Annotated in this window: 18 protein-coding genes; 11 read left to right on the forward strand and 7 right to left on the reverse strand. The window is 67.8% G+C overall.

The features are described from left to right. Positions 1-6 precede the first annotated feature (6 nt). Positions 7-1,005 carry a Zn-ribbon domain-containing OB-fold protein gene (locus G6N30_RS24880; protein ID WP_134056507.1) on the reverse strand — a complete coding sequence of 333 codons (999 nt, stop codon included), beginning with the start codon at positions 1,003-1,005 and terminating at the stop codon, positions 7-9. Between the two features lie 70 nt (positions 1,006-1,075). On the opposite strand from G6N30_RS24880, the gene G6N30_RS24885 reads away from it, so the two are divergent. The 4 genes from G6N30_RS24885 to G6N30_RS24900 all read left to right on the forward strand — a co-directional run bounded on the left by G6N30_RS24885 (position 1,076) and on the right by G6N30_RS24900 (position 4,495). Then, positions 1,076-2,107 (forward strand): LLM class F420-dependent oxidoreductase, encoded by a 1,032-nt coding sequence (locus G6N30_RS24885; RefSeq protein WP_134056505.1) that lies wholly within the window; start codon positions 1,076-1,078, stop codon positions 2,105-2,107. A 43-nt stretch (positions 2,108-2,150) separates the two neighbouring features. Further along, positions 2,151-2,912 carry an acetoacetate decarboxylase family protein gene (locus tag G6N30_RS24890; RefSeq protein ID WP_134056503.1) on the forward strand — a complete coding sequence of 254 codons (762 nt, stop codon included), beginning with the start codon at positions 2,151-2,153 and terminating at the stop codon, positions 2,910-2,912. Beyond that, positions 2,909-4,120, forward strand: a complete 1,212-nt coding sequence (locus G6N30_RS24895) for a cytochrome P450 (protein WP_134056501.1) — start codon at positions 2,909-2,911, stop codon at positions 4,118-4,120. The genes G6N30_RS24890 and G6N30_RS24895 overlap by 4 nt, the downstream gene beginning before the upstream one ends. Positions 4,121-4,210: 90 nt before the next feature. Continuing rightward, positions 4,211-4,495 carry a hypothetical protein gene (locus tag G6N30_RS24900; RefSeq protein ID WP_134056499.1) on the forward strand — a complete coding sequence of 95 codons (285 nt, stop codon included), beginning with the start codon at positions 4,211-4,213 and terminating at the stop codon, positions 4,493-4,495. A gap of 108 nt (positions 4,496-4,603) precedes the next feature. Here the strand turns inward: G6N30_RS24900 and G6N30_RS24905 are convergent, their stop codons facing one another. After that, positions 4,604-5,434 carry a crotonase/enoyl-CoA hydratase family protein gene (locus G6N30_RS24905; protein ID WP_134057496.1) on the reverse strand — a complete coding sequence of 277 codons (831 nt, stop codon included), beginning with the start codon at positions 5,432-5,434 and terminating at the stop codon, positions 4,604-4,606. A gap of 48 nt (positions 5,435-5,482) precedes the next feature. On the opposite strand from G6N30_RS24905, the gene G6N30_RS24910 reads away from it, so the two are divergent. Further along, positions 5,483-7,132, forward strand: coding sequence for a medium/long-chain-fatty-acid--CoA/3-oxocholest-4-en-26-oate--CoA ligase (locus G6N30_RS24910; RefSeq protein ID WP_134056497.1), 1,650 nt, complete (start codon positions 5,483-5,485; stop codon positions 7,130-7,132). 2 nt (positions 7,133-7,134) lie between these two features. After that, the gene (locus tag G6N30_RS24915; protein WP_134056495.1) at positions 7,135-8,256 is read left to right on the forward strand and encodes an NAD(P)H-dependent flavin oxidoreductase; all 1,122 of its coding nucleotides are present in this window, start codon (positions 7,135-7,137) and stop codon (positions 8,254-8,256) included. Here G6N30_RS24915 and G6N30_RS24920 read toward each other — a convergent pair whose 3' ends face one another. Continuing rightward, positions 8,257-9,486 carry a TerC family protein gene (locus G6N30_RS24920; protein WP_134056493.1) on the reverse strand — a complete coding sequence of 410 codons (1,230 nt, stop codon included), beginning with the start codon at positions 9,484-9,486 and terminating at the stop codon, positions 8,257-8,259. A gap of 118 nt (positions 9,487-9,604) precedes the next feature. On the opposite strand from G6N30_RS24920, the gene G6N30_RS24925 reads away from it, so the two are divergent. Then, positions 9,605-9,997, forward strand: coding sequence for a VOC family protein (locus G6N30_RS24925; RefSeq protein WP_163687799.1), 393 nt, complete (start codon positions 9,605-9,607; stop codon positions 9,995-9,997). On the opposite strand, the gene G6N30_RS24930 is transcribed toward G6N30_RS24925, so the two are convergent. After that, entirely contained in the window at positions 9,934-10,647 is a 714-nt protein-coding gene (locus G6N30_RS24930; protein WP_134056491.1) for a helix-turn-helix domain-containing protein, read from the reverse strand. The two genes, G6N30_RS24925 and G6N30_RS24930, sit on opposite strands and share 64 nt — an antisense overlap. Positions 10,648-10,670: 23 nt before the next feature. Here G6N30_RS24930 and G6N30_RS24935 point away from each other — a divergent pair, with 23 nt between their 5' ends. Next, positions 10,671-11,264: a hypothetical protein gene (locus G6N30_RS24935; protein WP_234880214.1), complete on the forward strand. Its 594-nt coding sequence runs from the start codon at positions 10,671-10,673 to the stop codon at positions 11,262-11,264. Here the strand turns inward: G6N30_RS24935 and fadD17 are convergent. From fadD17 to G6N30_RS24950, 3 genes are read right to left on the reverse strand one after another with little or no spacing between them, the layout of a single operon-like run. Beyond that, the gene (fadD17, locus tag G6N30_RS24940; RefSeq protein WP_163687802.1) at positions 11,246-12,748 is read right to left on the reverse strand and encodes a long-chain-fatty-acid--CoA ligase FadD17; all 1,503 of its coding nucleotides are present in this window, start codon (positions 12,746-12,748) and stop codon (positions 11,246-11,248) included. The genes G6N30_RS24935 and fadD17 overlap by 19 nt on opposite strands. A gap of 2 nt (positions 12,749-12,750) precedes the next feature. Beyond that, positions 12,751-13,857 carry an acyl-CoA dehydrogenase family protein gene (locus tag G6N30_RS24945; protein ID WP_134056487.1) on the reverse strand — a complete coding sequence of 369 codons (1,107 nt, stop codon included), beginning with the start codon at positions 13,855-13,857 and terminating at the stop codon, positions 12,751-12,753. A 17-nt stretch (positions 13,858-13,874) separates the two neighbouring features. Continuing rightward, positions 13,875-15,053: an acyl-CoA dehydrogenase gene (locus G6N30_RS24950; RefSeq protein WP_134056485.1), complete on the reverse strand. Its 1,179-nt coding sequence runs from the start codon at positions 15,051-15,053 to the stop codon at positions 13,875-13,877. A gap of 181 nt (positions 15,054-15,234) precedes the next feature. On the opposite strand from G6N30_RS24950, the gene G6N30_RS24955 reads away from it, so the two are divergent. From G6N30_RS24955 to G6N30_RS24965, 3 genes are all read left to right on the forward strand, one after another. Next, positions 15,235-15,426 (forward strand): ferredoxin, encoded by a 192-nt coding sequence (locus G6N30_RS24955; protein WP_134056483.1) that lies wholly within the window; start codon positions 15,235-15,237, stop codon positions 15,424-15,426. Between the two features lie 13 nt (positions 15,427-15,439). Beyond that, a complete protein-coding gene (locus G6N30_RS24960; protein WP_134056481.1) occupies positions 15,440-16,363 on the forward strand; it encodes a 3-oxoacyl-ACP reductase in 924 nt (307 codons plus the stop codon). A gap of 259 nt (positions 16,364-16,622) precedes the next feature. Further along, positions 16,623-17,387 carry an MlaE family ABC transporter permease gene (locus G6N30_RS24965; protein WP_134056479.1) on the forward strand — a complete coding sequence of 255 codons (765 nt, stop codon included), beginning with the start codon at positions 16,623-16,625 and terminating at the stop codon, positions 17,385-17,387. Positions 17,388-17,411 lie beyond the last annotated feature (24 nt).

Here is a 17,411-nt window from a genome sequence, read left to right on the forward strand (position 1 = left end):
GCCTCTCTACAGGTGATGCTTGTAGGTGTCGTATTCGGCGTCGGGCTCACCCGTCGGCCGGAAATGGCTGATGTTGTCGATGCCCAGCCCCCACTCCTCGCGGGGCTTCCACACCGCCTCGACCCGCATGCCCATGCGCACCTGGTCGGCCTCGATCTCGGTGACCAGATGCAGGAACGGGATGTCGGCGCCGTCGAGCAGGACGTAGGCCGCGACGTAGGGCGGTTTGATGCGCTGGCCGGCGAACGGGATGTTGATGATCGCGAACGTCGTCACCGTGCCCCGGTCCGGTAGTTCGACGAACTCGGTGGTGGGCCGGCCGGTGGCCGGATCCGCTTCGCGCGGAGGGAAATAAAGCTTGCCGTCTTTCCCGGTGCGCGCACCCAGCAGCTTGCCGTCCTGCAGCGCGCGCAGGAACGTGCTCTCCGGCGCCGACGCGGTGTGCTGGATCTCGATGGCACTGGGCACCACCAGCATCGTCACCGGGTCCTTGTCGGACGGTTCGCCCTCCGGTTCCGCGGCTTCTTCTTCATCGCCAAGCCGGAAGAAAGCGATGTCGGTGATCGCGCCGACGGGTTCGTCGACCCAGTGTGCGTGCACCCGCGCACCGGTGCTGATGTTGTCCCGCTCGCCCGCGTCGACCGCGTGCAGCAAGGGGGTGTCGGCGCCGTCGAGTTTGATCAGCGCCCAGGCGAACGGACGCTGCAGCGGCTGACCCTCGAGGGGTTCGGGCTGCCACGTCCAGGACACCACGGTGCCGACAGCGGCCACCGGTACGATCTCCGTCAACCGTTCGTAGGTCACCGGGTCGTATTCGGCCGGCGGCACGTGTACGCGTCCGTCGGAGCCCCGCACGCCGACAATGCGCTTCTCGCGCAGTGCGGTGAAGAACTGGCCGAGCAGTGGCCCGACCGAACGGGTGTAGTCGAAGGACAACTTCAATGGCGCCGAGAGGGGCGGTTCATGCGTCTCGATCAGCGCCGGGCTGCTTTGGCTGGCGGTCACAGCACAAAGTAGAACAGGTTCTAACTATGGTTTCAAGGGACCGTCTAGGCAGGCTAGGGAAGGCAACGCGATGAAGCTCGGACTCCAGCTCGGGTATTGGGGCGCACAGCCCCCGACCAACCACGCCGAACTCGTCGCGGCCGCCGAGGAGGCGGGGTTCGACACCGTCTTCACCGCGGAGGCGTGGGGTTCGGACGCATACACACCGCTGGCCTGGCTGGGGTCGTCGACGCAGCGAATGCGGCTGGGCACCTCGGTCATCCAACTGTCGGCACGCACCCCGACCGCGTGCGCGATGGCGGCGCTGACGCTCGACCATCTCTCCGGCGGGCGCCACATCCTCGGACTCGGCGTCTCCGGGCCGCAGGTGGTCGAGGGCTGGTACGGGCAGCGCTTCCCGAAGCCGCTGGCCCGCACCCGCGAATACGTCAACATCCTGCGTCAGGTGTGGGCCCGCGAGGCTCCGGTGACCAGCGACGGTCCGCACTACCCGCTGCCGCTGACCGGCGAGGGCACCACCGGGCTGGGCAAGGCGCTCAAACCGATCACCCATCCGTTGCGTGCCGACATCCCGATCATGCTGGGCGCCGAAGGGCCGAAGAACGTCGCGCTGGCCGCCGAGATCTGCGACGGCTGGCTGCCGATCTTCTACACCCCGCGGATGGCCGATACCTACAACTCCTGGCTCGACGAGGGCTTCGCTCGCCCGGGCGCCCGCCGCAGCCGCGAGGATTTCGAGATCTGCGCGACCGCCCAGGTCGTCATCACCGACGACCGCGCGGCGACCTTCGAGATGATGAAGCCGTTCCTCGCGCTGTACATGGGCGGAATGGGCGCCGAGGACACCAACTTCCACGCCGACGTGTATCGCCGGATGGGCTACGCCGAGGTGGTCGAGGACGTCACGAGGCTGTTCCGCAGCAACCGCAAGGACGAGGCGGCCAAGGTGATCCCCGACGAACTCGTCGACGACGCCGCCATCGTCGGTGACGTCGACTACGTGCGGGAGCAGATCAAGGTCTGGGAGGCCGCCGGGGTGACGATGATGGTGGTCAGCGCCCGCACGGCAGAGCAGGTCCGGGAGCTCGCCGGGCTGGTGTAGACACTTCTTGCGAGTTGTCTAGAACACGTTCTAGATTGACCGGATGACGGACACCACCGCCTCAGGGTCTTCGCGCGAGCGCTCATCCACCTCGCAACACACGATCCAGGACACCGTGCTCACCATGCCGGTGCGCATCCGCAAAGCCAACACCCACGTCGCGATGTTCTCCGTCGCCGCACCCGCCGCCCAGCGGATGATCGACTACTCCGGGCTGCGGGTGTGCGAATACCTGCCCGGCCGCACGGTCGTCATGCTGATGCTGGTGCGCTACGTCGACGGCGACCTCGGGCAGTACCACGAGTTCGGCACGGCCGTCATGGTCAACCCGCCGGGTTCGGAGGCGAAGGGTCCGCGTGCGCTGGCCTCCGCGGCAGCGTTCATCCACCACCTACCCGTCGACCAGACCTTCACGCTCGAGGCGGGCCGCCGCATCTGGGGCTTCCCGAAGGTGATGGCCGACTTCAAGGTCCGTGAGACGCCGACGTTCGACTTCGACGTCACCGTCGACGGCAAACTGGTGGCGGGCATCGAATTCGGCCGCGGGGTGCCGATCCCGTCGGCGGTCACCGCGCGGCCGCAGGTGCTCAAGACCTTCAGCTGTCTGGACGGCGTGACCCGCGAGATCCCGTGGGAGATGCGCAACACCGGGATGTCGGCGCGGCTCGGCGGTGCCCGGCTTCGCCTCGGTGATCACCCGTACGCGCGGGAACTCGCCGCGCTCGGTTTGCCGAAACGCGCCATCGCCAGCCAGGCGTCTGCCAATGTCGAGATGACATTCGGTGATGCGCAGGAGATTCGATGACACAGGTGCTTTCCACCAAACCCGACGTCGACCTGACCGACGGCACCTTCTACGCCGACGGGCCGGCCGCGCGTGAGGCGTACCGCTGGATGCGGGCCAACCAACCGGTGTTCCGTGACCGCAACGGACTGGCGGCGGCGGCGACGTACCAGGCCGTCCTCGATGCCGAGCGCAACCCGGAGCTGTTCTCGTCGACCGGTGGCATCCGGCCCGACCAGCCCGGGATGCCGTACATGATCGACATGGACGACCCCGCGCACCTGCTGCGCCGCAAACTCGTCAACTCCGGCTTCACCCGCAAGCGCGTGATGGACAAGGTGCCCTCGATCGAGCGCCTGTGCGACACGCTGATCGACGCCGTGTGCGAACGCGGGGAGTGCGACTTCGTCCGGGACATCGCCGCACCGCTGCCCATGGCCGTGATCGGCGACATGCTCGGCGTACTGCCCGAGGAACGCGAGATGCTGCTCACCTGGTCGGACGACCTGGTGTGCGGGTTGAGTTCGCACGTCGACGACCTGGTGATCCAGAAGCTGATGGACACGTTCGCCGCGTACACCGCGTTCACGATGGACGTCATCGCCAAGCGCCGGGCCGAGCCGACCGACGACCTGTTCTCCGTCCTGGTCAACGCCGAGGTCGAGGGCTCTCGGATGACCGACGACGAGATCGTCTTCGAAACGCTGCTCATCCTGATCGGCGGCGACGAGACGACGCGGCACACGCTGTCCGGCGGGACCGAGCAGATCCTGCGGCATCGCGATCAATGGGAGCGACTGGTCGACGATCCCGAACTCCTGCCGGGCGCGATCGAGGAGATGCTGCGCTGGACGTCTCCGGTGAAGAACATGTGTCGCACGCTGACCGCCGACACCGAATTCCACGGCACCGAGCTGAAGTCGGGCGAGAAGATCATGCTGATGTTCGAGTCGGCGAACTTCGACGAGTCGGTGTTCGGCGACCCGGACAGCTTTCGCATCGACCGAAACCCCAACAGCCATGTGGCATTCGGGTTCGGCACGCACTTCTGCCTCGGTAATCAGCTGGCCCGGTTGGAGTTGCGGCTGATGCTGACGAAGGTGCTGCAGCGGCTGCCGGACCTGCGGCTCGCCGACGACACCGCCGTCCCGCTGCGGCCGGCGAACTTCGTCAGCGGTCCGGAGGCCATGCCGGTGGTGTTCACGCCGACGGCGCGCGTGCTCGACTGACAGCCACCTCCCACCCCTTTCCCACCCGGACCGCATGGTGGGAGCCGACGCTTTTGTCATCGCCAGTTGTCAGCGATGAAGGAGCGAAAGATGAATGCTGATCACACGCAACGTGTGCGTCGGGCGGTCGGTGGCGTGATGTTGTGCGGGGGAGTCCTCGCCGCATCGCTCGGCATGGGGAGTGGGGCGGCCCAGGCCGCGGTGTCGTCCGCGCAGGCCGTCCCCGCTGCGGGCATCACCGCGGTCGGCGCCGGGTTCGCCGAGTACCGGCCCTGGCGGCATCACCCGGGCCACGGGTTCTACGCCCCGCGGCGGTACTACGCACCACCGCCGTTCTTCGTGCCACGCCCGTACGGCTTCGGCTACCACCGCTGAGGTCCCGGCGCGCCGAGCGCCTCGGCTGCGAGTTTTTTGGCTCGTTTCTCGCAGTGAGTTCACGCTCGGTGCGCCGGGCGGCCCGCAGCCGGCCGAGGAAGCCGGGTCCTAGCGCATCTTGAAGTTCGGCGCCCGCTTCTCCTTGAACGCCCGCGGGCCCTCCTTGGCGTCCTCGGACAGGAACACCTCGATACCGATCTTGGTGTCGATCTTGAAGGCGTCGTTCTCGTGCAGGCCTTCGGTCTCGCGAATCGACCGCAGGATCGCCTGCACGGCGAGCGGACCGTTGTTGTTGATCACCTCGGCGATCTCGAGCGCCTTGTCCAGAGCCGTGCCGTCGGGCACCACGTGACCGATCAGCCCGTACTCCAGCGCTTCGGCGGCGGTGATGTGCCGTCCGGTCAGCAGCAGATCGCAAGCGATGGTGTACGGGATCTGGCGCACCAGGCGCACCGCCGACCCGCCCATCGGGTACAGACTCCACTTCGCCTCGGAGATACCGAATTTGGCGCTCTCCCCGGCTACGCGGATGTCGGTGCCCTGCAGGATCTCGGTGCCACCGGCGATCGCCGGACCCTCCACGGCCGCGATCAGCGGTTTGGTCAGTCGGCGGCCCTTGAGCAGACCGTCGATGCGCGAGGGGTCGTAGCTGCCGTCCTTGAACGAGTCGCCCGGCGGTTTGGCGGTGGCGGCCTTGAGGTCCATCCCCGCGCAGAAGTAACCGCCCGCCCCGGTGAGGATGCACGAACGGATCTCCGGATCGCTGTCGACGCGGTCCCACGCCTCGACCATGATCGAAAGCATCTCGGTCGAGAGCGCATTACGGGCCTCGGGCCGATTCAGCGTCACGATCAGAGTGTGTCCGCGCTGCTCAACGAGGGCGTCGGGGCCCTTCTCCGGATTTTCTACATCGCTCACAGACCGTCCGCCTTCCAGCATCGATGCCACAGACTTGTCAGGAAATGTAACACGTTCTAATTTGGGTCCGTGGCCCTGAACATTGCCGATCTTGCCGAGCACGCCATCGACGCCGTGCCTGACCGTGTCGCCCTCATCAGCGGCGACGAAACGCTGACCTACGGCGAGCTGGAGGAGAAGGCCAACCGCCTGGCGCACTACCTGTTGGACAACGGCGTGAAGAAGGACGACAAGGTCGGCCTCTACTGCCGCAACCGCATCGAGATCGTGATCGGAATGGTCGGCATCATCAAGGCCGGCGCCATTCTGGTCAACATCAACTTCCGCTATGTCGAGGGCGAACTGCGCTACCTGTTCGACAACTCCGACATGGTCGCGCTGATCCACGAGCGCCAGTACAGCCCCCGGGTCGCCAACGTCCTGCCCGAGACCCCGAACGTCAAGACGGTGCTCGTGGTCGAGGACGGCAGCAGCGAGGACTACTCGAGCTACGGCGGCGTCGAGTTCTACTCCGCACTGGAGCAGGGCTCGCCCGAACGTGACTTCGGCCCGCGCAGCGAGGACGACATCTATCTGCTGTACACCGGCGGCACCACCGGCTTCCCCAAGGGCGTGATGTGGCGCCACGAGGACATCTACCGAGTGCTGTTCGGCGGCACCGATTTCGCGACCGGCGAGCCCATCGCCGACGAGTACGGTCTGGCCAAACAGGCCGCCGAGAACGCGCCGATGGTCCGCTACCCGATCCCGCCGATGATCCACGGCGCGACGCAGTCGGCCACCTGGATGGCGCTGTTCGCCGGGCAGACCGTCGTGCTGGTGCCCGAGTTCGACCCCGAAGAGGTGTGGCGCACCTGCGCCAAGCACAAGGTGAACCTGCTGTTCTTCACCGGCGACGCGATGGCGCGCCCACTGCTCGACGCGCTGGTCGCCCACCAGGAGAGCGGTGACGAGTTCGACCTGTCGAACCTGTTCCTGTTGGCCAGCACCGCGGCACTGTTCTCACCCGCCCTCAAGGACCAACTGCTCGAACTGCTGCCCAACCGGATCATCACCGACTCCATCGGTTCGTCGGAGACGGGATTCGGCGGTTCGAGCGTCGTCACCAAGGGCCAAACCCACACCGGCGGTCCGCGCGTCACCATCGACAAGAACGTCGCGGTGATCGACGACGACGGCAACCCGGTCAAACCCGGCAGCGGTGTGCGGGGGATGATCGCCAAGTCCGGCCACATCCCGGTCGGCTACTACAAGGACGAGAAGAAGACCGCCGAGACGTTCCGCACGATCAACGGTGTGCGGTACGCGATCCCGGGTGACTACGCCACCGTCGAGGAGGACGGCAGCGTGACGATGCTGGGCCGCGGCTCGCAGTCGATCAACAGCGGCGGCGAGAAGATCTACCCCGAAGAGGTCGAGGGGGCGCTCAAGGGCCATCCCGACGTCTTCGACGCGCTGGTGGTCGGTGTGCCCGACGAGCGGTACGGCCAGTGCGTCGCGGCCGTGGTCCAGCGCCGCGAGGGCGCCACGCCGTCGCTGGCCGAACTCGACGCCTTCATACGCAACGAGATCGCGGGGTACAAGGTGCCGCGCAAGATCTGGTGGGCCGACGAGATCCAGCGCACGCCCGCCGGAAAACCCGACTATCGCTGGGCGAAGGCCCACACCGAATCCCGTCCGGCCGACGAGACCCACGCCAATCACGTTGGAGCCAAATAGCCATGCGTACCGAACTGTGTGACCGCTTCGGAATCGACTACCCGATCTTCGTCTTCACCCCGTCGGAGAAGGTGGCCGCCGCCGTCACCCGCGCCGGTGGGATGGGCGTGCTGGGTTGTGTGCGGTTCAACGACGCCGACGACCTCGAGAACGTCCTGCAGTGGATGGACGAGAACACGCTCGGCAAGCCCTACGGCGTCGACGTCGTCATGCCGGCGAAGATCCCCACCGAGGGCACCGCGGTCGACATCAACAAGCTGATCCCGCAGAGCCATCGGGAATTCGTGGACAAGACGCTCGCCGATCTGGGTGTGCCGCCACTGCCCGAAGACGAGGACCGCAACGAAGGCGTCCTCGGGTGGCTGCACTCGGTGGCCCGCAGCCATGTCGAGGTGGCGCTCAAGCATCCGATCAAGCTGATCGCCAACGCGCTGGGTTCCCCGCCGAAGGACGTCATCGACCAGGTGCACGAAGCCGGGGTGCCCGTCGCGGCGCTGGCCGGCAGCGCCAAACACGCCCAACGACATGTCGACAACGGCGTTGACATCGTCGTTGCCCAAGGCCACGAGGCCGGCGGGCACACCGGTGAGATCGGCTCCATGGTGCTGTGGCCGGAGATCGTCGACGCACTCGACGGCCGCGCGCCGGTGCTCGCCGCCGGTGGTATAGGCACCGGCCGCCAGGTCGCGGCGGCACTCGCACTGGGCGCCTCCGGCGTGTGGATGGGTTCGGCGTTCCTCACATCGGCGGAATACGACCTGGGCCACCGCAAACCGAGCGGGGTGTCCACCATCCAGGAGGCGATGCTGCGCGCCACCTCCAGCGACACCGTCCGCCGCCGCATCTACACCGGCAAACCGGCCCGGCTGCTGAAGACGAAGTGGACCGAGGCGTGGGACGCCCCCGACGCGCCGGAGCCCCTGCCGATGCCGCTGCAGAACATCCTCGTCAGCGAGGCGCATCAGCGGATGAACGAGTCGGACAACCCGGACACGGTGTCGATGCCGGTCGGTCAGATCGTCGGGCGGATGAACGAGATCCGGCCCGTGGCCGACATCATCGCCGAACTGGTGTCGGGTTTCGAAGACGCGTCCAAGCGACTGGACGGCATTCGCGAGGGCTGATCAGGAGGTCAGCCCCTTCCGGGTGAACGGCTCGGCCTGTCCTCTGTCGACGGCTTCGTCGTGCTTGGCGGCCGCGCGGTCGAGCAACTCCATGAGCGCCGGTTCGTCGCGCACCATCTGGCGGTACTTCGGGCCGAGCGCGAGGATCTGGTCCCGCTCGTCGAGCAGCTTGCCGAAGATGCGTTCGCGTTCGGCGGCGTCGCGGGTGTACTCCGAGTCGAGGTAGGCGGTGGCGTGGCGCCGGGCGTTGTTGATCGCCGTCTGGGCCCTGCCTTTCCGGCTGAACAGGGAGGCGGCCACCGTCACGACGAGCACACCGATGATCACCGACAGCGACAGGCTGGTGCTGATCTCGGCGACCGGCACGGGCTCGCCATCGTTGATGAACGGCACGTTGTTCTCGTGCAACGCGTGCAGGATCAGCTTCACGCCGATGAAGGCGAGGATTGCGGCCAGGCCGTAGGCCAGGTAGATGAGCCGGTCGAGCAGACCGTCGATGAGGAAGTAGAGCTGCCGCAGGCCCAGCAGGGAGAACGCCGTCGCCGTGAAGACGATGAAGACGTTCTGGGTGAGGCCGAAGATCGCCGGGATGGAGTCGAGGGCGAAGAGGATGTCCGTGCCGCCGATGGCGACCATCACCAACAGCATCGGTGTCATCACCCGCTTGCCGTCGTCGATCGTGAACAGCTTGTCGCCGTCGTAGTGATCGGTGGCGGGGAAGATCTTCTTGGCGATGCGGATGATGAAGTTGTCGGCCTTGTGTGAGTCCTCGCCGCCTTCGGGCTTGAGCATGTTGCCCGCGGTGAGCAGCAGGATCAGGCCGAACAGGTAGAAGACCCAGGCGAACGTGTTGATCAGCGCGGCGCCGAGGAAGATGAAGCCGGTACGGGCGATCAGCGCGAAGACGATCCCGAACAGGAGCACCTTCTGCTGGTCTTCGCGGGGCACGCGGAAGCTCGCCATGATGATCAGGAAGACGAACAGGTTGTCGACCGACAGTGCCTTCTCGGTCACATAGCCGGCGAAGTACTCCGAACCCGCGTCCATCCCACCGAAGATCAGCACGCCCACGCCGAACAGCACCGCGATGCCGACGTAGAGGGCCGACCACACCGCCGCCTCCCTCAAGGTCGGGACGTGCGCCTTGCGGACGTGGAAGACGAAGTCGAACGCCAGGAGCCCGACGATCCCGGCGATCGTCAGTCCCCACACCCAACCCGAGACGTCCATGCGCTACCTCCAGATGCCGCTGGTCGATCGTCCGACACTTCTCACGGTCGACGGTACCGACAGCACGCCTGTCCGATTCGTTCACGACAACGGACGGCGGCGCGCCTAACGTCGGGGTATGGACATCAACGTGACCTCCGCGGTCTTCCAGGTCTTCGCTGCCGATCTCGCCCGCTCCCTGGAGTTCTACCGACTGCTCGGGCTTTCGGTGCCCGACGGCGGCGAACACGTGGTGGTCGCACTGCCCGGCGGCAACACGCTGTCGTTCGACACGGAGCAGACGATCACGGGGATGCACCCCGGGTGGACTCCGCCGGGTGGGGCGGGCCGGGTGGCCCTGGCGCTCGGTGTGGACTCGCCGGGTGCGGTGGACGAATTGTTCGCGCGCGTGACCGCGGCGGGTCACGACGGCACCTTGGCGCCGTACGACGCGCCGTGGGGCCAGCGCTACGCGACGGTGTCAGACCCGGACGGCAACTGGGTGGATCTGTTCGCGCCCCTGGCGAGCTGACCGAGCGGCACCCCGGCGAGAGCACGCACCTCGCGGTACAGATGGGGTTGATCGGCATAGCCTGCACGGGCCGCGACCCGCGCGGCAGGCAGACCCTCCCCGAGCAGCCCCATCGCGCGCCGGAACCGCAGGATTCGCCGCAGCGTGGCCGGGCCGTAGCCGTACACCGCGGCGCACTGGCGCTGCAGCGACCGCTCCGACCAGCCGGCCTCCCGCGCGACGGCCGAGACCGCGGCGCCCGAGGCCAGTCGCGCGGTGACCCGGTCGAGCACCGGCAACGGCCACGGTGCGGTCTCGCTGCGCGGCTCGCCGGCAGCGAGGGCGACGGCGATGTCGACGAGGGACCGGCCCCGAACGGTGCGGACGTCTGCGAGCGGGATCCTGGTGTTGCGCAGGTGATGTGCCGGGACGCCGAGCAGCCGCGGCAGGACGCCGGGGCGGAAGCGCAACCCGCCGATCGGTTCTGCCGCCGACGCGCTGAGATACGCCGATGAGTCCGGCCCCGCGACGACGAACCGGCCCTCCATCCAGATGAGGTCCATGCAGCCGTCCGGAAGGATCCGGGCGGGTTCGGCGGGCCCGGTGCGCGTCCATTCGCACTCGACCAGCTCGCGGAGCCGGGGCGGCGGTGCCAACTCGCGGTACCCCACATCGGCAACGTTACCGTTGCGCCATGACAGCCTCCGAACGGATCGTGCTGACCAAATGGACCCCCGGGCTGGCGGTGTTCATGGTTGCGGTCACCGCACTCCTGTGGCTGTTCCCGCTGATCTCCGCGTTCCGCGGCGGTTACAACCGGGGCGAGCAGGTCATGCTGGCAGTGGTCAGCGCACTGCTCGCCGTCCCATTCCTCTGGGTGTGCTGGCGCGTGCCGAAGGTGTTGCGCGGCATGGGAATCGAGGTGGACACCGAGGGCATCCACCCCTTCGACGGCAAGCGCGTCGACACGATCGCCTGGCACGAGATCGCCGCGGTCGGCTTCGGCGCGTACGCCGGCACCCATCGCGGCGGGACGACGCGGCGCCTCGCTGGGCTGGAGGTCTACCTGATGGACACCGCCCGCATCCACGGCCACCCTCGACTGAGTGGCGATTGGCAGGAGGTCGCCCCACCGGCGGTGGGCCTGTCGGCAGGCTGCTACCGCTTCACGGTGTCGCCGTACGGCCCGGCGGCCGCGCGTGTCGAGCAGGCGGTGCGCCGGTTCCGGCCGCAGGTGTGGCGGGGACCTTTCCTCCACCACCGCGAGGATCAGCGCCGGATCGGGTAGACCGGATCGGCGCAGTCGGTGCCTTCGGCCGACAGGTGCCGCTTGAGTACCTTGAACGTCTCGGTGCGCGGCAGGGTCGCGCTGACGCGGACGAACGACGGCCACTGCTTGGGTCCCAGATCGGACTGCTCGGCGAGGAATGCCTCGAACTTCTCGGGGTCGAACTCGGCCTCCGGTCGCAAGACGAGCGCCGCCATCACCCGGTCACCCACCGCCGGATCCGGCACAGGGTAGACCGCCACCTCGACGACGTCGTTGTGGCGCAGCAGGATCCGCTCGATCGGCGCTGTGCCGAGGTTCTCCCCGTCCACCCGCATCCAGTCGCCGAGACGGCCCGCGAAGTAGATGAATCCGCTCTCGTCGCAGTAGGCCAGATCCCCGCTGTGGTACATCCCCCCGGCCATCCGTTCGGCCTCGGCGGCGGGGTCGTTGTAGTAGCCGCGGAACTGTCCTCGCCCGTTGGGGTTGACGAGTTCGCCGACCTGTCCCGGCGCACACCGCGCGCCGGTGTCGACGTCGACGATCGCGACGTCGTCGGTGAGTGGACCGAGGGACCCCTCGGGGGTGTCGGGCGTTCTGGCGATCGCCACCCCACCCTCGGTCGACCCGAAACCGTCGACGACCTTGACGTCGAACCGGCGCGCGAACCGCTCGAGATCACGCGGCGCACCTTCGTTGCCGTACAGGATCTTCAGCGGATGGTCCGCGTCGTCGTCGCGCGGCGGGGTCGCCAGAATGTAGGACAGCGGCTTGCCCACGTAGTTGGCGTAGGTCGCGCCGTAGCGGCGGACGTCGGGGATGAACTGCGACGCCGAGAACTTGCGGCGCAGCGCCAGCGATCCGCCCGCTGCCACCCCGACGGCCCACCCGGCCATCACCGCGTTGGAGTGGAACAGCGGCATCGCCAGGTAGCAGGTGTCCGACGGGCCGAGCCCGAACCGGTCGGCGAGCATCCGCCCGGGGAACGCCACCTTCTCGTGCGTCACCCGCACGGCCTTGGGTTCGCCGCTCGTCCCGGAGGTGAAGATCAGCATGAACAGGTCGTCGGGATCCGGGCCGGCGAATCGCACCGGCGCGTCGCGGTGGGCCGCCAATTCGTCTCGCCACTGCGGGGATTCGACGTCGATGAAGTCGACGCCGTCGGGCACGTGGGCGCCGTCGTCGGCGAGCACCACCTGACAGTCGGCGCGGGCGATGTCGCGCGCCAGCGCCGCACCTCGCCGCGTCGGGTTCAGCCCCACCGGCACCAGGCCGGCGAGCGCGGCCGCGACCAGCACGCTGGAGAAGAAGGGTGTGTTGCCCAGCAGCACGCCCACGTGCGGCGGTTCGTCCGGCGAGAGCCGGGCCCGCAGCGCCGCGGCCACCGACGCCGCGGACCGGATGTGGTCGCGCCAGCAGACGAACTCGTCGCCGGCGTAGACCCCCCGGTCGTCGACGTCGATCAACGGCGCCAACAGGTTTGCGACGGTGGGTTCCGAAATCACCGTCACACCGGGGTGTCGGCCAGTTCGCGGCCGATGCGAAGCAGCTGGCCCGTCGCGCCGCCGACCGCGAACTCGGTCTGCTTGGCCGCCAGGAAGTACCGGTGGATCGGGTGGTCGGTGTCGATCCCGACGCCGCCGTGCACGTGCACCGCCGTGTGCGCGACGCGGTGGCCGGCCTCGGCCGCCCAGAACGCCGCACTCGCTACGTCGATGTCGGCGGGCAGCCCCTCCGAGACGCGCCAGGCCGCCTGGGTCAGCGTCATCCGCAGACCCTTGATGTCGATGTACCCGTCGGCGAGCCGCGCCGAGACCGCCTGGAAGCTGCCGATGGGGCGGTCGAACTGTTCGCGCTCACGGGCATAGGTGGCGGTCAGCTCCAGCGCGCGCTCGAGCACACCGAGCTGATAGGCCGCGCGGGCGAGGTGGTGACGCGCCGTCAACCACGCCAGCACCTCGGCGTCACCGACGACGCGGGCGGCGTCCACCTCGACACCGGAGAGTTCCAGGTGCCCCACGCTGCCGTGGCCCGTGGTGTCCAGCGCGCTCACCGACACACCGGTGTCTTCTGCGGTCACCAGGAAGACCTTCACTGCGCCCTCGGTCTCGGCGGGAACCAGGAAGGCATCGGCGACGGGGCCGAAGGGCACCAGCGTGCGGGACCCGCTCAACCGGTAGCCATGACCGTCTGGCCCTGAAGACGCAGCCTGCACCGGTCCCTGACCCATCTCGCCTTCGAGCGCGACGGTCAGCACCTTCGCCCCGGTCACGGCAGGCGCCGCCCAATCCTGCTGCAGCCCAGCAGTGCCGAAGGCCGCCAGCGCGCCCGCGCCGAGCACCACGGACTCCAGATACGGGACCGCGGACAGCTGGCGGCCCAGCGCGACGAGGACGGCCACCTCCTCGAGCACGCCGAACCCGCCGCCGCCCAACGCTTCCGGCGCCGTCGTGGACAGCACGTCGGCGTCGATCAGTTTCCGCCACAGCTCGCGGTCGAACCTCTGCTCGAACCCGTCGAGTTCCCGCTGATGCTCAGGGGTGCACACCGACTCGGTGATGGTGCGGACCAGTCCGCCGAGATCGTCGGCGGCTTCGGTCGTTGAAAAGTCCATGCGAAATTCCCTCTTCCCTACCGGTTGACCCGGGGCAGACCGAGCGCGACCATGCCGATGATGTCGCGCTGGATCTCGTTGGTGCCGCCGCCGAACGTGAGGATGAGGCAGGACCGGTGCATCCGCTCGACGCGACCGCGCAGCAGCGCGCCGGGGGAGCCGGGACGCAACGTGGCCGCGGTGCCCAAGACCTCCATCAGCAGGCGGTAGGCCTCGGTGGCGAGCTCGGTGCCGAACACCTTCGCGGCAGACGCGTCCGCCGGGGAGGGCGCCGCCTCGGTGGAGGCCAGCTCCCAGTTGATCAGCTTGAGCACTTCGGCTTTGGCGTGCACGCGGGCCAGGTTGAGCTGCACCCACTCCGAGTCGATGAGCCGGCGGCCGTGGGAGTCCTTGGTGTTCTGCGCCCACTCACGGACACCGTCGAGTGCGGTGAAGATCGGCTGCGCCGACACCAGCGCCACGCGCTCGTGGTTGAGCTGATTGGTGACCAGCTTCCAGCCGGCGTTCTCCTCGCCGACCAGACTCGACACCGGCACCCGCACGTCCTGGTAGTAGGTGGCGCTGGTGTCCACCCCGGACATCGTGTGCACCGGCGTCCACGAGAAGCCCTCGGCGGTGGTCGGCACGATCAGCATCGAGATGCCGCGGTGTTTCTTGGCTTCGGGGTTGGTGCGCACCGCGAGCCACACGTAGTCCGCGTACGCGATCAGGCTGGTCCACATCTTCTGGCCGTTGATGACGTAGTCGTCGCCGTCGCGCACCGCGGTGGTGCGCAGGGCGGCCAGGTCGGTGCCCGCGCCCGGTTCCGAGTAGCCGATCGAGAAATGCAGGTCGCCGGAAGCGATCTTGGGCAGGAAGAACTTCTTCTGTTCCTCGGTGCCGAACGCCATGATCGTCGGCGCGACACTGTTGATCGTCAGGAACGGCACCGGCACGTTCGCGATCGCGGCCTCGTCGTTGAAGATCAGCCCGTCCATCGGCGGGCGGGCCTGACCGCCGAACTCCTTGGGCCACGACAGCGTCAGCCAGCCGTCCTTGCCCATCTGCGCGACGGTCTCACGGTAGACGTTGCCGCGTCCCATCTCCCCGTCGTTGGACGCCAGCGCCTCGGCCCGCTCGGGCGTCATGAGTTTGGCGAAGTACGACCGCAATTCGCGGCGCAGCTCCTCCTGCTCGGGGGTGTAGCCGATACGCATCGCCGTCGTCCTCACTGTGCCGCTTGGCGCGGGCCTTGCGGCCCCCGCTGGTTCCACCCGGTTGTAACACGTTCTAGTCTTGGGGTCCAGGGCGGTGTTGTACGCATGCCGTCCCGGCGGGTCGTATTCTGACCCCGAAGTTCGGGCGGGCCGTCCGCACGGCTGTCGCGAGGAGGTTGTCATGCGCGTGGAAGTCGACCGGGATCGCTGTGAAGGCAACGCGGTCTGCGTGGGAATTGCGCCGGACCTGTTCGATCTGGACGACGAGGATTACGCCGTGGTCAAACATGATCCGGTGCCCGCCGACATGGAGGACGTGGCCGAGCAGTCGATCGCCGAATGCCCGCGAGCCGCGCTGAATCGCAGAGACTAGAGGTATTCATAAATTGACTGCTCCCAGTAACGACCTGACCGATCTGTCCGGCCGCGTCGCCGTCGTGACCGGCGCCGCCGCCGGCCTGGGCCGCGCCGAGGCGATCGGACTGGCCAGTGCCGGCGCCACGGTGGTGGTCAACGATATGGCCGGCGCGCTCGACAAGTCCGACGTCCTCGACGCGATCGCCGCCGCCGGCTCGAAGGGCGTCGCGGTCGCCGGTGACATCAGCCAGCGCGCGACCGCCGACGAACTGGTCGAGACCGCCGACGGGCTCGGCGGGCTGAGCATCGTGGTCAACAACGCGGGCATCACCCGCGATCGCATCCTGTTCAACATGACCGACGAGGAATGGGACGCGGTCATCGCGGTCCATCTGCGCGGCCACTTCCTGCTCACCCGCAACGCGGCCACCTACTGGCGCGCCAAGGCCAAGGCCGGCGACGGGCAGGTCTACGGCCGCATCGTCAACACCTCGTCCGAGGCGGGGCTCTCGGGTCCGGTGGGCCAGCCCAACTACGGGGCGGCCAAGGCCGGCATCACCGCGCTGACGCTGTCGGCGGCCCGGGCGCTCGAACGGTTCGGCGTGCGCGCCAACGCGATCGCGCCGCGCGCCAGGACCGCGATGACGGCCGGCGTGTTCGGCGATGCGCCGGAATTGCCTGCCGGTGAAGTCGACCCGCTGTCGACCGATCACGTGGTCACCCTGGTCAACTTCCTGGCCTCGCCGGCATCGGAAGCAGTCAACGGACAGCTGTTCATCGTCTACGGTCCGAAGGTGACCCTGGTGGCGGCACCGGTCGCGGAGGCCCACTTCGCGGCGGAGTCGGACGCCTGGGACCTCGCAGACCTGAGCGACACACTGCGCGGCTACTTTGCTGATCGCGACCCGGAGCGTGGATTCTCGGCAACCGCGCTGATGGAGTCACGAGACTGACAGTCTCGGTTGTCAGGGCATGCGCGGGTGCTAGAACACGTTACAGAATGATCTGGATCACACCTGCTCTGACCAGCGCAAATGAGTTAGCGATGACGGATTTTGCGGTTCTTTGACACCGCGAACGTGTTCTAGTTAATATGAGCCGGCTCACTGAGCGCATCGTACGAACCAGGGGTGGGAAGGCCGTCCCGGCGAAAATTTCCGCAATCTTCGCCGCGACCGGAGTTCGCAGCCCGACCCGAGAACGGAGCCGAGGTTGATCGAACAGCTCGCGGCGCCGGCCCGGGCGGTCGGCGGTTTCGTCGAGATGTCCATCGACACATTCGTGAAGATCTTCCGGCGGCCGTTCCAGTTCCGGGAGTTCCTCGACCAGACGTGGATGATCGCGCGGGTGTCGCTGATCCCGACGCTGCTGGTCGCCATCCCCTTCACGGTCCTGGTGGCGTTCACGCTGAACATCCTGCTGCGCGAGATCGGCGCGGCCGACCTGTCCGGCGCGGGCACGGCATTCGGCACCATCACCCAGCTGGGTCCGGTGGTCACCGTGCTGGTGGTCGCGGGCGCGGGTGCGACCGCGATCTGCGCGGACCTCGGGGCGCGCACCATCCGCGAGGAGATCGACGCGATGCGGGTGCTGGGCATCGACCCGATCCAGCGGCTGGTCGTGCCACGCGTGCTCGCCTCGACGTTCGTGGCGCTACTGCTCAACGGCCTGGTGTGCGCGATCGGTCTGGCCGGCGGCTACGTGTTCTCGGTCTTCCTGCAGGGCGTCAACCCCGGCGCGTTCATCAACGGTCTCACCGTGCTCACCGGCCTCGGCGAGTTGGTGCTGGCCGAGATCAAGGCGCTGCTGTTCGGAGTGGTCGCCGGGCTCGTCGGCTGTTACCGGGGACTGACTGTCCAAGGCGGGCCCAAAGGCGTGGGCATCGCGGTCAACGAGACCGTGGTGTACGCCTTCATCTGTCTGTTCGTCATCAACGTGATCATGACCGCCGTCGGCGTCCGGGTGCTGGTGCGGTAGCGAATATGAGCCTCCACGCGAATA

The sequence above is a fragment of the Mycolicibacterium litorale genome (genome assembly GCF_010731695.1).
GTDB classification, from domain to species: domain Bacteria; phylum Actinomycetota; class Actinomycetes; order Mycobacteriales; family Mycobacteriaceae; genus Mycobacterium; species Mycobacterium litorale.